The organism is Streptomyces sp. NPDC006512, from assembly GCF_040611935.1.
GTDB lineage: Bacteria > Actinomycetota > Actinomycetes > Streptomycetales > Streptomycetaceae > Streptomyces.
Window position 1 is genome coordinate 70257 of sequence record NZ_JBEXPG010000029.1, and the last position, 14041, is coordinate 84297.

Below are 14041 nucleotides of genomic sequence, written 5' to 3' on the forward strand. Positions count from 1 at the left end.
TACCTGGGGGTAGGCTTGCCCCTATGGAGACCCCTGTCTGTACCGAAGCCGACGGCGCGGCGAACCTGCCGTTCGACGTCTTCGCGCGCGCCTGCCCGTCCCGGGAGACCCTGGAACACGTCACCGGCCGCTGGGGCAGCCTGACCGTCGGCGCCCTGCGCGAAGGCCCCTGCCGCTTCAACGAGCTGCGCCGCCGGGTCGAGGGCGTGAGCGAGAAGATGCTCTCCCAGACGCTGCACGCGCTGGAGCGCGACGGCATCGTCAACCGCGAGGCCCAGCCGACCAACCCGCCCCGCGTCGACTACGAGCTCACGCCGCTCGGCCGCGAGGTCGCCGACCGGCTGCTGTCCCTGATCCACTTCCTGGAGCACAGCATGGACGAGGTGCTGGTCTCCCGGCAGGCCTACGACGCCACGCGCGGCGGCCGCTGACAGCGCGGGCAGAAGTAGCTGGACCGGTTCATCCAGGCCCGGCGCCGCATCGGCGTCCCGCAGCGCCGGCAGGGTTCACCCTCCCGGCCGTACGCGTCGAGCGAGCGGTCGAAGTAGCCGGACTCGCCGTTCACGTTGACGTACAGGCTGTCGAAGCTGGTCCCGCCCACCGCGAGCGCGGAGTTCATGACCTCCCGTACGTGGGTGAGGAGTTCCGTGCTCCGGGGGCGCGTCAGGGTGCCGGTGGGGCGCTCGTAATGCAGCTTCGCGCGCCAGAGAGCCTCGTCGGCGTAGATGTTGCCGACCCCGCTGATCAGCGACTGGTCCAGCAGGGCCCGCTTCACCGTGGTGCGCTTGGCGCGCAGCGCGAGGTGGTAGGCGCCCTCTTCGAAGAGCGGGTCCAGCGGGTCCCGGGCGATGTGCGCGATGACGTCGGGCAGCCCGTCGGCGCTGCCCGGGACGCTCTCGTGCAGCGAGAGCCCGCCGAAGGTCCGCTGGTCGACGAAGCGCAGCTCGGTCCCCGCGTCGTCGGCGAAGCGCACCCGGATCCGCAGGTGCTTCTCGTCGGGGGCGTCCGCCGGCTGCACCAGCAGCTGCCCGCTCATCCCGAGGTGGCCGAGCACCGAGAGCTCCCCGCCCTCCAGCGGCAGCCACAGGTACTTGCCGCGCCGGCGCGGCACCCCGATCGTCCGCCCGGCCAGGCGCGCCGCGAAATCGGGGCCGCCCGCCAGGTGGCGGCGTACCGCGCGCGGGTGGAGCACCTCCACGGACGCGACGGTCCGGCCGGCCACCCATCGCTCCAGACCCCGCCGCACGACTTCGACTTCGGGCAGCTCGGGCACGGCGTCTCCTCCGGAGGGTCCACGGACTGTGGGGGCTCCGGCGAGCCTACCGGCCCGTCCGTCCCGCGCGGAAAGGGCCCGGAAACGGGTCCGCCCGCCTCCTGCCGGGGCAGGGGGCGGGCGGGGAAAAACCCGAAGGGATCGGTCGGTCAGGCGCCCGGCGTCGGTTCGGCGGGCGTCGGCGCCCCGTCGTCCTCGGCCGGAGCGGCCACGGAAGCCGCGGCGGCCGCCGCGATCCGCTCGTCCGCCGCGGCACGGATCCCGCGCCAGGCGGACTCCGCTGCCTGCTGTTCCGCTTCCTTCTTGCTGCGGCCGGTGCCGGTGCCGTACGAGACACCACCGACGCGAGCGGCAGCGGTAAAGGTCTTCTCGTGGTCCGGTCCGGTCTCGGTCACCAGATATTCCGGTACGCCGAGGCCTTCAGCCGCCGTGAGCTCCTGGAGACTGGTCTTCCAGTCCAGGCCGGCCCCGAGGTTGGAGGACTTCTCGATGAGCGGGTCGAAGAGCCGGTGGACCAGCTCCGAGGCCGCGTCGAGGCCCTGATCGAGGTAGACCGCGCCGATCACCGCTTCAAGGGTGTCGGCGAGGATGGAGGCCTTGTCCCGGCCGCCCGTGCCCTCTTCGCCCCGGCCGAGCCGGATGAAGGAGCCGAGTTCGAGGCCGCGCCCCACCTCCGCCAGCGCACGCGAGTTGACCACCGCGGCCCGCAATTTGGCCAGCTGGCCTTCAGGCAGGTCGGGGTGGGTGGTGTACAGCGTGTCCGTGACCACCAGGCCCAGCACGGAGTCCCCGAGGAACTCCAGGCGTTCGTTGGTGGGCAGACCGCCGTTCTCGTACGCGTACGAACGGTGGGTGAGCGCACGCACCAGAAGGGCGGACTCGAGTTGATACCCGAGCCGCCCTTCCAGAAGCGTGTGGGACGAGGCCGCGTTGTTACTGTCTGCCTGCTTCTCAGCGTTGGACAGCTCAGACATTGCGCCTCTCACCAGCCGCTCAGACCTCGAGGACCTGGCGCTTGTTGTAGGTGCCGCAGCTCGGGCACGCGATGTGCTGGAGCTTCGGCTCCTGGCAACGCTCACACGAAACCAGGGTGGGGACCGCAGCCTTCCACTGCGACCGGCGGTGGCGCGTGTTGCTGCGCGACATCTTCCGCTTCGGAACAGCCACGGCTACTTCTCCTGCTTCTCGGCGGCGCCCTGAACTCCGTCAGAGGCAGTGCCGCTCATGTTGTCCTTCTCGTCGTCCTGATCGGTCACGACGAGTCCCTGCAATGCCGCCCAACGGATGTCGACGGCGTCATGGTGGTGGTCCGGGTCGTCGTTCAGGCTGAGCCCGCAATCGGGGCACAGTCCGAGACAGTCCTCCCGGCACACCGGCTGCATGGGCAGTGCGAGCACCACCACATCGCGCAGCACGGGTTCGAGGTCGAACAAGCCGTCCTCGAGGAAGAGCGTGTCCTCGTCGTCCTCGGCGTCGTCGGCCGGCTCCGCCTTGGAGCGGTTCCGGTCGTCGGCGTCAGGGTACGAGAACATCTCCTGGAAGTCCGCCTTGAGCTCGCGCTCGACGGTCTCCAGACACCTTACGCACTCCCCCACGGCCGATGCACGGGCGGTGCCTGTGACAAGCACCCCTTCCATGACCGACTCCAGGCGGAGGCTGAGCTTCAGCGGGGCGCCCTCCGGCACTCCGATGACACCGGCGAGACCGAAGTCCGCCGGGGTCGCGATCTCGCGGGACAGCCGCTGCATGGCACCAGGACGCCGACCCAGCTCGTGCGTGTCGAACACGAGGGGGTTGCGGTGGTCGAGGCGGGTATTCAGGGCCGTTCCTGCTTTCACAGATCGCTGAAGATCAAAGAATGCTGCATGAAATGCCGCACGTAAGGGCAGCACGGATCGCGGTGCATACGCGCGACCGAAGAGCCAGGATACCCGGCGACGCGCCCTGCGCCCAATCCGGTCCTACCGCCCCTGTTCGTACTGGCGCAGCTGGTCCAGGTTGATCATGCTCGTGTCGAAGAAGCTGGTCTCGTCGAGCGCCGGCTGCTGGAACTGCTGGTGCGGCTGCTGCTGGTAGGCCGCGTACGGATCGGGCTGCCCGCCGCCGCCGTACGGATCGGCGTACGGGGCCTGCTGCTGCATCCCGTACGCCTGCCCCGCGTAGGGGTCCTGGTATCCGTACCCGTCCTGCTGCGCGGCCGCGGGCTGCGCGTACCAGGCCTCGTACACCGGCTCCGGCTGGGCCTGGACCTGCGCGGGGATCGGGACGTGCACCGGACCCGGCTCGGCCAGGCCCGCCAGGAAGTCCGCGTCGCTGGACGCCCGTCCCGCCTGGGCGCCCGCCGCGTCCTGGGCGGCCATGTGGGCGCCGAGGTCGTCCGTCGGAACCCGGCCCAGCAGCTTCTGCCGGCCCCGGCCGACGGCCTCCAGGGTCTTGGCGAGCACCGCCTCGAAGGTCGCCAGCTTCGTGTCGACGTACGCGTCCGCCTGCTGCCGCTGCGTCTGCGGGTCGTGGCTGCGTTCCGGGGCGTCCGTGTCGTCCGGGAGGCCGTGGCCCTGCCCGTCCGGGCCCGGGCCGCGGCCCAGCAGCTTCTCGCGGCCCCGGTCGACCGCACCGATGGTCTTGCTGAGCACGACCTCGAAGTTGGCGAGCTTGCTGTCGACGTAGTCGTCCGCCTCGGCCCGGATCTCCTCGGCCTCGCGGCGGGCGTCCGCCAGGATCCGGTCCGCCTCGGCCTGCGAGCGGCGGGCGATCTCGGTGTCGGAGATCAGCGAACCGCGCTGCGCGTGCGCGGACTCGATGATCCGGTCCGCTTCCCGGCGGGCCTCCTCGACCATCTGCTCCCGCCCCCCGATGAGTTCGCGGGCCTGCGCGAGCGAGCCGGGCAGGGCCTTGCGCACCTCGTCGAGCTGGGCGAGGAGCTCCGCGCGGTTGAGCACGCAGGAGGCCGACATGGGCATGGACCGGGCGCCGCCGACGGCCGCGACGATCTCGTCCAGCTTCTTCTGTACGTCCATGGGGCTCGCACTCTCTGCCCCGGGCCGGTGCCGGGACGGACGGGACGGCTGAGGAGACGACTGTAGGGCCAACGGGCGGACCGGCGGGGCGGTCCGGGCGAAGCTCAGCCCGGGCCCCGCCGGGTCACCTGGCGCCCAGCCGCTCGATCAGCGCCGTGTGCACGTGCGCGGGCAGCAGGTGGGCGACGTCGCCGCCCCAGGCCGCGACCTCCTTGACCAGGGAGGACGACAGGAAGCTGTAGGTCGGGTTGGTCGGCACGAACAGTGTTTCGACCCCCGACAGGCCCATGTTCATCTGGGCCATCTGCAGCTCGTAGTCGAAGTCGCTGACGGCACGCAGGCCCTTGACGATGGCCGGGATGTCCCGCTGCTTGCAGAAGTCGACGAGCAGTCCGTGGAAGGACTCGACCTCGACGTTCCCGTAGTCGGCGGTCGCCTCGCGGATCAGCTCGATCCGCTCCTCGACCGTGAAGAGTCCCTGCTTGGACTGGTTGATCATCACGGCGACGTGGACGACGTCGTAGAGCCTGGAGGCCCGGCCGATGATGTCGAGGTGCCCGTTGGTGATGGGGTCGAACGACCCCGGACAGACGGCGCGGCGCAACTGAACTCCCTCGCTCTCCCGTGCGGGCATCATGAACCTTCGCTGGTGAAGGCGGCGCGACCGTACCAAAGGGTGCCCTCGCCGTACTTGCGCGACCGGAGCGCCTCGAATCCCTCGGGCCACGGGAACGCACCGCTCCTCGTGCTGCGCTCCACGGTGACGAGCGCGTCGTCCGTGAGCCAGCCATTGGACCGGAGTGTGAGGAGGATCTCGCCAAGATCGCCGTGCTCGACGGCGTACGGGGGGTCCAGGAAGACGATGTCGTACGGGTCCGCCTGCGCGGCGGCCGCGACGATCTGCTCCGCCTTGCCCGGCCGGAACTCGGCGCCGGGCAGGCCCAGCGTCTGGATGTTGTCCCGGATCGCCTTGGAGGCCTTGGCGTCGGCCTCGACCAGCAGGGCGTGGGCCGCGCCCCGGGAGAGGGCCTCCAGGCCCACGGCGCCGGAGCCGCCGTAGAGGTCGAGCACCCGGGCGCCCTCCAGGCCGTGCAGCGACTCCCAGGTGGAGAAGAGCCCCTCGCGCATCCGGTCGGAGGTCGGGCGGGTGCCGGTGCCGGGCGGCACGGCCAGCCGCCGCCCGCCGGCGGTGCCGGCGATCACGCGGGTCATCTGGGGGTCCTTCGCTGGGGTGGGCGGGTACGGGCGGTTTCGGTCTCGACCCCACGATAGGTCGTACCGCCCGGACGCCACCGCTCAGCCCTTCTCCAGGTACTGCTCCCGCTCGGTGTCGAGCAGCGCGTCGAGCGCGGTCCGCAGCCCCGGCAGCGCTTCCAGGTCCGGGTCTGCGGCGACGACCCGGGTGGCCTCCTCCCGGGCCTGGGCGATGACCTCCTCGTCCTCGATGACGGCGAGCATGCGCAGCGAGGACCGCACCCCGGACTGGGCCTGGCCGAGCACGTCTCCCTCGCGGCGCTGTTCCAGGTCGATGCGGGAGAGCTCGAACCCGTCGAGGGTGGCGGCGACCGCGGCGAGCCGGGCCCTGGCCGGGCTGGCCTCGTGCATCTCGCTGACCAGCAGGCACAGGCCCGGGGCGGAGCCGCGGCCGACGCGGCCGCGCAGCTGGTGGAGCTGGGAGACGCCGAACCGGTCCGCGTCCATGATCACCATGGCGGTGGAGTTGGGGACGTTCACGCCGACCTCGATGACGGTGGTGGCGACCAGCACCTTGACCTCGCCGGCGGCGAAGCGGCGCATCACGTCGTCCTTGTCGGCGGGGTCCATCCGCCCGTGCAGCACCTCGACGGACAGCCCGGCCAGGGGCCCCTTCACGAGCTGCTCGGCGATCTCCAGGACCGCGAGCGGGGGCCTGCGGTCGCCGTCCTCCTCCGCGGCCTTCTTCTTCTTGGGCTCGTCCTCGCCGTCGCCGATCCGGGGGCAGACGACATACGCCTGGTGGCCGTTCTCCACCTCCTCGCGCACGCGCTCCCAGGCGCGGGCGAGGAAGTGCGGCTTGTCCTTGGCGGGCACGACGTGCGTGGCGATCGGGGAGCGGCCGGCGGGCAGCTGGTCCAGGACGGACGTCTCCAGGTCGCCGAAGACGGTCATCGCCACCGTGCGCGGGATGGGGGTGGCGGTCATGACGAGCAGGTGCGGGGGCTGCTTGCCCTTCGACCGGAGGGCGTCGCGCTGTTCCACGCCGAAGCGGTGCTGTTCGTCGACCACGACCAGTCCGAGGTCCTGGAACTGGACCTTGTCCTCGATCAGGGCGTGCGTGCCGATCACGATCCCGGCCTCGCCGGTGACCAGGTCGAGCAGGGCCTGGCGGCGGGCGGGCATCCCCATGGACCCGGTGAGCAGCACCACCTTGGTGCCCTGGTCGGAGCCGCCGAGCATGCCCCCTTCGGCGAGTTCGCCCATCATCTCGGTGATCGACCGGTGGTGCTGCTGGGCGAGGACCTCGGTGGGCGCGAGCATCGCGGCCTGGCCCCCGGAGTCGACGACGGCGAGCATGGCCCGCAGGGCCACCATCGTCTTCCCGCTGCCGACTTCGCCCTGGAGGAGGCGGTGCATGGGGTGGCTGGTGGCGAGGTCGTCGAAGATCTCCTTCGAGACGTTGCGCTGGCCTTCGGTGAGGGTGAAGGGCAGTTTGGCGTCGAAGGAGTCGAGGAGGCCGCCGGGGCTGGGGCGGCGGGGGACGGCCGGGAGCTGGGAGTCGGCGTGCCGGCGGCGGGCCAGGGCGACCTGGAGGACGAAGGCCTCGTCCCACTTGAGGCGTTGGCGGGCGTCCTCGATGTCGGCCTTGGTGGTGGGCCGGTGGATCTTCAGGAGGGCTTCGGTGAGCGGGATCAGCCCGCGGCCCTCGCGCAGGGCGGGCGGGAGCGGGTCCACGACCTCGCTGACGCCGGCCAGGACCGCGTCCACGCATTTGGTGATCTTCCAGGACTCCATCTTGGCGCAGGCCGGGTAGATCGGGATGAGCTGGTTGGCGAACGCGGTGGCGGCGTCCCGGTCGGAGGCGTCCGCGCCGAGGGGTTCGTACGCGGGGTGGGCCAGCTGGAGCTTGTGGTTGAACTTCGAGACCTTGCCCGCGAACATGGCGCGGCTTCCCGGCAGCAGGTCCTTGTGCGGCTTGTGGACGCCCGCGCCGAAGAAGACCAGCTGGAGCCGGCCGCTGCCGTCGGTGATGGTGACCTCCAGGCGCTTCCCGCCGCCGCGGCTGCCCTGGTAGGTCAGCAGCCGGGCGTCGGCGACCTGGGCGACGACGGTGACGTGTTCGTCGATCTGGTCGGCGAGTTCGGCCAGCGAGGTCAGCTCGCCGCGCTCCGCGTACCGCCGGGGGTAGTGGTGGAGCAGGTCCAGGGCCGTGTGCAGGCCGAGCTGCTCGGCCAGCACCTTGGCGGTGGCGGGGCCGAGGGTCTTCTTGAGGTCTTCGTCGAGCGCGGGCACGTGTTCCATTGCACACCATGGCGCCGACAAGCCCGCTATTCCACCCCGATGAGCAGGGGCGCCGAGTAGCGGCCGCCCCGGTAGGTGACGGTGTCGACGGCCAGGTGCCCGTGCTGGACGTACGCCTCCAGGTGCGCGGCCAGGGTGTCGGGCACCTCGGGTCCCAGGACGAGGGTGACGAGTTCGCCGCCGGAGCCGAGCATCCGCTCCAGTACGGCCTCCGCGGTCTCGGGCAGTCCCGCGCCGATGACGGCGACGTCCCCGTCGATCAGTCCGAGCACGTCGCCGGCCTGGCAGATGCCGGCGGAGGTGAAGGACCGCGCCTCGGCGACGGCCAGTTCCGCGTACCGGGTGGCCCCGGCGGCCGCCGTCATGGCGACGACGTCCTCGTCGAAGCTGGCGTCCGGGTCGTGCACGGCGAGGGCGGCCAGGCCCTGGACGGCGGACCGGGTGGGGATCACGGCCACCCGGACCCCGTCGGCGCGGGCCTGCTCGGCCGCCGTGCCGGCGGCGGCGCGCAGTTCGGCGGAGCCGGGCAGCAGGACCACCTCGCGGGCGTGCGCCCGGGTGACGGCGTCGAGGAGTTCGGCGACGGCGGGCGCCTCCCCGGGGCGGGCCAGCACGGTCGTCGCGCCGGCCTCTCCGCACAGGGCGGCCAGCCCCTCGCCCGGGACGACGGCGACCACGGCCCGCTGGGCGCGCGGGGCCCGTGCGCGGCGGCGTTCGTCGCCGAAGTGCGTGATGCGGATCCGGTACGGGCGGCCGGCGACCACGCCCGCCTCCACGGCGGCGCCGGGGTCGTCGACGTGCACGTGGACGTTCCACAGTCCGTCGCCGCCGACGACCACGAGGGAGTCGCCGAGTCCGTCGAGGCGTTCGCGCAGCTCGCCGACGGCCTCTTCGGAGGCCTCCAGCAGGTAGATCACCTCGTACCCGGGTCCGCCCTGCTCCTCGGCGCAGGGCTGCGGCGCCTGCGGTACGGGCACGGCCCGGCCGCGCACCGGCTCGGGGGCGGGTGCCTCGCCGGACAGCGCCTGCCACAGGGCTCCGAGTACGGCGACCAGGCCGCAGCCCCCGGCGTCGACCACCCCGGCCCGGCCCAGCGCGGCGAGCTGCCCCGGGGTCTCGGCGAGGGCCGCGCGGGCCCCGTCGTAGGCGGCCCGGGCGACGTCGGCGGCGGTGCCGGCGGCGGCCTCCGCGGCCCGGCCGGCCCGTGCGGCGGCGCCCGCGACGGTGAGCATGGTGCCCTCCACCGGGTGCGCGACGGCCTGGTACGCCTCTTCCGCCGCCCGGGTCAGGGCCTGGGCCAGCAGCGGTCCGTGGTCCCGGCCGGCGGGCTCGGCGCCCAGGACGTCCGCGACCCCGCGCAGCAGCTGGGCGAGGATCGTGCCGGAGTTGCCCCGGGCGCCTATGAGGGCGCCGTGCGCGTAGGCCCGTACGGCTTCGGGCAGGGAGGCGGCCGCGGCTGTGCCGTCGGTCACGCCGGAGGAGGCGTTCTCGAAGGCCTCGGTGAGCGCGCGGTCGGCCGATTCGGCGGTCAGGTAGAGGTTGGTTCCGGTGTCGGCGTCCGCGACGGGGTAGACGTTGATCGCGTCGATGTCCTCGCGGGCCCGGCCCAGTGCGGCCAGGGCCAGCGAGCTCCAGGTGCGCACCGCTTCGGCGTCGAGGGTGTGCGGGCTGGGCTCGTGCGCCACCGGGCGTTCCTCCTTGTGCGGGCCAGGGTTCACCGCAGGGTAACGAAGGACTGCCCCGGGCCCGGGACCCCGGGGCGGGGCCGGTGGCGGACATGGTAGTTTTCTTGGACCGAAGCAGTCGTTGTATGCTGCTCAGGTTGCCCGTCGAGAGTCGGGTCATTCGTCCGGCAAGCCACTTCAGATCTCTGATTCCGGTGCGCCGGATTTCACTGTAATTGCATCTGAAGTCTTTGGAGTGACCTGTGGCTGCCAACTGCGACGTTTGCGCCAAGGGGCCGAGCTTCGGCAACAACATCTCCCACTCGCACCGCCGCACCTCGCGTCGCTGGAACCCGAACATCCAGCGCGTCCGTGCCGTGGTCAATGGGACGCCGAAGCGCCTCAACGCCTGCACCTCGTGCATCAAGGCCGGCAAGGTCTCGCGCTGACGCCTCCCGTCGTCGTAGCGCAGCCCCTTCCGGTTGCCAAAAAGGCCGGTTCACCTCTGGTGAACCGGCCTTTTGTCATGCCCGGAGGCCTTACCGGGCGGTAGTCCGCCACTGCCAGGCGTGGTCGACCGGGCCGATGCCCGCGCCCAGGGCGAAGCCCGCCGCGATGGCGCCGGTGACGTACGTCTTGGCCGCCGTGACGGCCTCCGGGACCGGCAGTCCCTTGGCCAGTCCGGCCGCGACGGCACTGGCGAGGGTGCAGCCCGTGCCGTGCGTGTGCCGGTTGTCGTGGCGGGGCGCCCGCAGCCACCGTTCCTCGGTGCCGTCGGTCAGCAGGTCGACGGCCTCGCCGCCGTGCGCCGCGAGGTGGCCGCCCTTGATCAGCGCCCAGCGGGGGCCGAAGCCGAGGATCGCGTCGGCGGCCCGCCGCATGCCGTCCTCGTCCTCGACGGCGATGCCGGTGAGCTGGGCGACCTCGTCCAGGTTCGGCGTCGCGACCGTGGCCCGGGGCAGCAGCTCTTTGCGTACGGCGTCCAGCGCCGAGGCCGCGAGCAGCGCGTCCCCGTGCTTGGAGACGCCCACCGGGTCCACGACCGCCGGGGCGTCCGTGCCGGCGAGCAGCTCCGCCACCGTTTCGACGAGGACGGCCGAGGCCAGCATCCCGGTCTTGACCGCCCGGACCCCGATGTCGTCCACGACGGCCCGGTACTGGGCCGTGACGGCCTCGGCGGGCAGTTCCCAGGCCCCGTGCACGCCGAGGGAGTTCTGGGCGGTCACGGCGGTGAGGACGCTCATGCCGTGCACGCCGAGGGCGAGCATGGCCTTGAGGTCGGCCTGGATGCCGGCGCCGCCGCCGGAGTCGGATCCGGCGACGGTCAGGCAGAGCGGCGGGTGGGCGCCGCTCACCGTGCGGGCTCCTCGGCGGCCGGGTCGGCTCCGAAGTGGTCCCAGCCGCCGGTGCTGGTCCAGGGGGCGCCGTCCACGGTCACCTGGGGCAGCGCGGAGCGGTTCTGGACCTCCCCGATGACCTTCCAGCGGGCGGGCAGCTTCACGTCGGGCGGGAAGGTCGCCACGATGGCGTGGTCCTCTCCCCCGGTGAGCACCCACTGGAGCGGGTCCACGCCGACGGCCTGGCCGATGTCGTGCATCTGGGTCGGGATGTCCACGGCCCCCGAGCGCACGTCGATGCGGACCTTGCTGGCCTCGGCGATGTGCCCGAGGTCGGCGATCAGGCCGTCGCTGACGTCGGTCATGGAGGTGGCGCCGAGTCCGGCGGCCGCCGGGCCCGCGTGGTACGGCGGTTCGGGCCGCCGGTGCGCCTCCACGAAGGCCCGTGGGGAGCGGAAGCCGCGCGAGAGCACGGCGAACCCGGCCGCGGACCAGCCGAGCCAGCCCGTGACGGCCACGACGTCGCCGGGGCGGGCGCCGGAGCGCAGCACGGGCTCGTGGTTGCGCAGGTCGCCGAGGGCGGTGATGGCGACGGTGATGGTGTCGCCGCGCACGACGTCGCCGCCGACCACGGCCGCGCCCGCGACCTGGCATTCGTCGCGGATGCCGTCCATCAGCTCGGTGGGCCAGGTGACGGGCAGTTCCGCCGGGACGACGAGGCCGAGCAGCAGTGCGGTCGGCACGGCGCCCATGGCGGCGATGTCGGCCAGGTTCTGGGCGGCGGCCTTGCGGCCGACGTCGTAGGCGGTGGACCAGTCGCGCCTGAAGTGCCTGCCTTCCAGCAGGATGTCCGTGCTCGCCACGACCCGCCGGTCGGGTGCCGACACGACCGCGGCGTCGTCGCCCGGTCCGAGCCGGACCGCCGGGGTGGTGGTGAGCCGTGAGGTGAGCTCCCGAATGAGCCCGAACTCCCCCAGCTCGCCCACAGTGCCCTTCATCGCTGTGCCCCTTCTTGGCAAGTCCGCTTGCGGTCGCGAGCCGTCACAGCTCTGGGTACCGTCAACAGATACGTCAACTTCTGCTCTCCGTGCGCCCCGCCGTGCGCGGCACCGCCCCCGTGGGTCTCCCCGCGGCACGCGGCGACGCGGTACCGTGGCGTCCCTTCGTCCCCGGGCCCGCCCGCTGTCCCCGGGCCCATCCGAAGGTTAGGGGAAATGATCCTCGTGGCCGCCCTGGAGGTTCCGTGGTACAGGCGTACATCCTTATCCAGACCGAGGTGGGCAAGGCGTCGTTCGTCGCCGAGTCCATCAGCGAGATCGCGGGGGTGATCCAGGCCGAGGACGTGACGGGTCCCTACGACGTGATCGTGCGCGCCCAGGCCGACACCGTGGACGATCTCGGCCGCATGGTGGTCGCCAAGGTCCAGCAGGTGGAGGGCATCACCCGCACCTTGACCTGCCCGGTGGTCCATCTGTAGCCCCCGTCTACTCTGGGCCGGTGATGTCACTGCACCGCCGGCCGCTCCGTCTGCTGGCCCTGCCCGCCGCTTCGGCCGTCCTGGCCCTCGCGGGCTGCGCCCCGGGGGATTCCGGGGTCAGGGTGGATCCGCCGCCCGCTCCGCCCGCCGACGTCGCGGGGCTCTGTGCGACGCTGCACGAGAGGCTCCCCGGGACGGTGGCCGGGCTGGCGCGGACCACCACCGAACCGCCGTCGGATCTGACCGCCTCGTGGGGCGGCTCGGCGATCGTACTGCGGTGCGGTATCCCCAAGCCCCCCAAGATGGCTGATCCGAAACAGGAGGGCGTCGAGGTCAACGGCGTCGGCTGGCTGCTGGAGAAGACGGCCGACGGCGGGTTCCGGTTCACCACCGGGGCGCGGCTGGCGTACACGGAGGTACTGGTCGACAAGGAGCATGCCACGGATGCCGGGATGCTGGTCGGGCTGTCCGCTGCCGTGGCCGAGTCGGTACCGGCCGGCATCTCGTCCTACTGAGACCCCGCCGCCGGCCGCCCGCCGCCCCTCGCGCACACCGCCGCCCGCCGGCCGTGCTGGTGAGCGCGGGCCGGCGGGCGGTCGGCTGTCCGGGTTCCTCGGCTAGCGCAGTCCGGTGGAGCGGCGCAGCGCCGCCTGGATGAGCAGGTCCACCAGCTCCTGGTACTCGATGCCGGCCTCCTGCCACATGCGCGGGTACATGGAGATCGGGGTGAAGCCCGGCATCGTGTTGATCTCGTTGATGACGAACTCGCCGTCCTCCGTGAGGAAGAAGTCGGCGCGCACCAGACCCTCGCAGGACGCGGCCTCGAAGGCCTCGATCGCGAGCTTCTGCACCTCGGCGGTCTGCTCCGGGGTGAGCGGGGCGGGCACGATCCCGGAGGCGGAGTCGATGTACTTCGCCTCGAAGTCGTAGAAGTCGTGGCTGGAGACCGGCGGGATCTCGGCGGGCGCGCTGGCGCGCGGGCCGTCCTCGAACTCCAGGACCCCGCACTCGATCTCGCGGCCGCGCAGCAGCGCCTCCACGATGATCTTCGGGTCGTGGCGGCGGGCCTCGTGGATCGCGGCGTCCAGTCCGGCGGCGTCGTCGACCTTGGTGATGCCGATGGAGGAGCCGGCGCGGGCGGGCTTCACGAACAGCGGCCAGCCGTGCTCGGCGGCGAAGTCCAGGACCTTCGCCCGGGCTGCGTCCCGGTCGGCTTCCCACTCGCGGGGGCGGACGGTCACGTACGGGCCGACGTTCAGCCCGAAGGACGTGAACACCCGCTTCATGTAGTCCTTGTCCTGGCCGACGGCCGAGGCGAGGACGCCCGAGCCGACATACGGGATCCCGGACAGCTCCAGGAGGCCCTGCAGGGTGCCGTCCTCGCCGTACGGGCCGTGCAGGACGGGGAAGACGACGTCGACCTCGCCCAGCGCCTTGGGGACGGCGCCCGGCTCGGTGTAGACGACCTCGCGGCTGGCGGGGTCGACGGAGAGCACGACGCTGCCGTCGGCGGAGCCGGCGAGCGACTCCACGCTCGGCAGCTCGCGGTCCGCGATGGCCATGCGCTCGGGCTCGTCGGCGGTCAGCGCCCACCGGCCGTCCGTGGTGATGCCGATGGGCAGCACCTCGTACTTGGCGCGGTCGATGGAGCGCAGTACGGCGCCCGCCGTGACGACCGAGATGGCGTGTTCCGAGCTGCGGCCGCCGAACACGACGGCCACGCGGGGCTTGCGGCCCTGCTGCTCAGGGGTCTGGGGGAGGTTCTCGCTGCTCAT

The 14041-nt window shown here is 72.3% G+C and carries 16 protein-coding genes; 4 read left to right on the forward strand and 12 right to left on the reverse strand.

The window, feature by feature from the left end; translation table 11 throughout:
* The first annotated feature begins 23 nt into the window (after positions 1 to 23).
* Positions 24 to 431 (forward strand): helix-turn-helix domain-containing protein, encoded by a 408-nt coding sequence (locus ABZZ17_RS21480; protein ID WP_356877895.1) that lies wholly within the window; start codon positions 24 to 26, stop codon positions 429 to 431.
* Here the strand turns inward: ABZZ17_RS21480 and mutM are convergent.
* The 9 genes from mutM to ABZZ17_RS21525 all read right to left on the reverse strand — a co-directional run bounded on the left by mutM (position 404) and on the right by ABZZ17_RS21525 (position 9473).
* Positions 404 to 1273 (reverse strand): bifunctional DNA-formamidopyrimidine glycosylase/DNA-(apurinic or apyrimidinic site) lyase, encoded by an 870-nt coding sequence (gene mutM, locus ABZZ17_RS21485; protein ID WP_356877896.1) that lies wholly within the window; start codon positions 1271 to 1273, stop codon positions 404 to 406. The genes ABZZ17_RS21480 and mutM overlap by 28 nt on opposite strands.
* 149 nt (positions 1274 to 1422) lie before the next feature.
* Positions 1423 to 2247 carry a ribonuclease III gene (gene rnc / locus ABZZ17_RS21490; protein WP_356877897.1) on the reverse strand — a complete coding sequence of 275 codons (825 nt, stop codon included), beginning with the start codon at positions 2245 to 2247 and terminating at the stop codon, positions 1423 to 1425.
* Positions 2248 to 2266: 19 nt separating this feature from the next.
* Positions 2267 to 2440 carry a 50S ribosomal protein L32 gene (rpmF, locus tag ABZZ17_RS21495; protein WP_003965982.1) on the reverse strand — a complete coding sequence of 58 codons (174 nt, stop codon included), beginning with the start codon at positions 2438 to 2440 and terminating at the stop codon, positions 2267 to 2269.
* A 2-nt stretch (positions 2441 to 2442) separates the two neighbouring features.
* Positions 2443 to 3093 (reverse strand): DUF177 domain-containing protein, encoded by a 651-nt coding sequence (locus ABZZ17_RS21500; RefSeq protein ID WP_356877926.1) that lies wholly within the window; start codon positions 3091 to 3093, stop codon positions 2443 to 2445.
* Positions 3094 to 3234: 141 nt separating this feature from the next.
* On the reverse strand, positions 3235 to 4290 hold the full coding sequence (locus tag ABZZ17_RS21505) for an ATP synthase F0 subunit B (RefSeq protein WP_356877898.1): 1056 nt from the start codon (positions 4288 to 4290) through the stop codon (positions 3235 to 3237).
* 124 nt (positions 4291 to 4414) lie between these two features.
* Positions 4415 to 4894, reverse strand: coding sequence for a pantetheine-phosphate adenylyltransferase (gene coaD / locus ABZZ17_RS21510; protein WP_356877899.1), 480 nt, complete (start codon positions 4892 to 4894; stop codon positions 4415 to 4417).
* Positions 4895 to 4923: 29 nt separating this feature from the next.
* On the reverse strand, positions 4924 to 5502 hold the full coding sequence (rsmD, locus tag ABZZ17_RS21515) for a 16S rRNA (guanine(966)-N(2))-methyltransferase RsmD (RefSeq protein ID WP_356877900.1): 579 nt from the start codon (positions 5500 to 5502) through the stop codon (positions 4924 to 4926).
* Positions 5503 to 5586: 84 nt separating this feature from the next.
* A complete protein-coding gene (recG, locus tag ABZZ17_RS21520) occupies positions 5587 to 7788 on the reverse strand; it encodes an ATP-dependent DNA helicase RecG (RefSeq protein WP_356877901.1) in 2202 nt (733 codons plus the stop codon).
* Positions 7789 to 7814: 26 nt separating this feature from the next.
* On the reverse strand, positions 7815 to 9473 hold the full coding sequence (locus tag ABZZ17_RS21525; protein WP_356877902.1) for a DAK2 domain-containing protein: 1659 nt from the start codon (positions 9471 to 9473) through the stop codon (positions 7815 to 7817).
* Between the two features lie 242 nt (positions 9474 to 9715).
* Here ABZZ17_RS21525 and rpmB point away from each other — a divergent pair, with 242 nt between their 5' ends.
* The gene (gene rpmB / locus ABZZ17_RS21530) at positions 9716 to 9901 is read left to right on the forward strand and encodes a 50S ribosomal protein L28 (RefSeq protein ID WP_007266795.1); all 186 of its coding nucleotides are present in this window, start codon (positions 9716 to 9718) and stop codon (positions 9899 to 9901) included.
* 90 nt (positions 9902 to 9991) lie between these two features.
* On the opposite strand, the gene thiD is transcribed toward rpmB, so the two are convergent.
* Entirely contained in the window at positions 9992 to 10807 is an 816-nt protein-coding gene (gene thiD, locus ABZZ17_RS21535; protein WP_356877903.1) for a bifunctional hydroxymethylpyrimidine kinase/phosphomethylpyrimidine kinase, read from the reverse strand.
* The gene (locus tag ABZZ17_RS21540) at positions 10804 to 11787 is read right to left on the reverse strand and encodes a thiamine-phosphate kinase (protein ID WP_356877904.1); all 984 of its coding nucleotides are present in this window, start codon (positions 11785 to 11787) and stop codon (positions 10804 to 10806) included. Before ABZZ17_RS21540 ends, thiD begins: the two co-directional genes overlap by 4 nt.
* A gap of 245 nt (positions 11788 to 12032) precedes the next feature.
* On the opposite strand from ABZZ17_RS21540, the gene ABZZ17_RS21545 reads away from it, so the two are divergent.
* Together ABZZ17_RS21545 and ABZZ17_RS21550 are read left to right on the forward strand one after the other, a co-directional pair.
* Positions 12033 to 12266 carry an Lrp/AsnC ligand binding domain-containing protein gene (locus ABZZ17_RS21545; protein ID WP_356877905.1) on the forward strand — a complete coding sequence of 78 codons (234 nt, stop codon included), beginning with the start codon at positions 12033 to 12035 and terminating at the stop codon, positions 12264 to 12266.
* Between the two features lie 23 nt (positions 12267 to 12289).
* Positions 12290 to 12781 carry a DUF3515 family protein gene (locus ABZZ17_RS21550; protein ID WP_356877927.1) on the forward strand — a complete coding sequence of 164 codons (492 nt, stop codon included), beginning with the start codon at positions 12290 to 12292 and terminating at the stop codon, positions 12779 to 12781.
* Between the two features lie 102 nt (positions 12782 to 12883).
* On the opposite strand, the gene ABZZ17_RS21555 is transcribed toward ABZZ17_RS21550, so the two are convergent.
* Positions 12884 to 14041 (reverse strand): D-alanine--D-alanine ligase family protein, encoded by a 1158-nt coding sequence (locus ABZZ17_RS21555; RefSeq protein WP_356877906.1) that lies wholly within the window; start codon positions 14039 to 14041, stop codon positions 12884 to 12886.

Excerpts from the sequence above, each read along its gene's own strand:
- ABZZ17_RS21480 (WP_356877895.1), top strand. The coding sequence starts at position 24 with ATGGAGACCCCTGTCTGTACCGAAGCCGACGGCGCGGCGAACCTGCCG.
- rnc (WP_356877897.1), bottom strand. The coding sequence starts at position 2,247 with ATGTCTGAGCTGTCCAACGCTGAGAAGCAGGCAGACAGTAACAACGCG.
- ABZZ17_RS21505 (WP_356877898.1), bottom strand. The coding sequence starts at position 4,290 with ATGGACGTACAGAAGAAGCTGGACGAGATCGTCGCGGCCGTCGGCGGC.
- rsmD (WP_356877900.1), bottom strand. The coding sequence starts at position 5,502 with ATGACCCGCGTGATCGCCGGCACCGCCGGCGGGCGGCGGCTGGCCGTG.
- recG (WP_356877901.1), bottom strand. The coding sequence starts at position 7,788 with ATGGAACACGTGCCCGCGCTCGACGAAGACCTCAAGAAGACCCTCGGC.
- ABZZ17_RS21540 (WP_356877904.1), bottom strand. The coding sequence starts at position 11,787 with ATGAAGGGCACTGTGGGCGAGCTGGGGGAGTTCGGGCTCATTCGGGAG.
- ABZZ17_RS21550 (WP_356877927.1), top strand. The coding sequence starts at position 12,290 with ATGTCACTGCACCGCCGGCCGCTCCGTCTGCTGGCCCTGCCCGCCGCT.
- ABZZ17_RS21555 (WP_356877906.1), bottom strand. The coding sequence starts at position 14,041 with ATGAGCAGCGAGAACCTCCCCCAGACCCCTGAGCAGCAGGGCCGCAAG.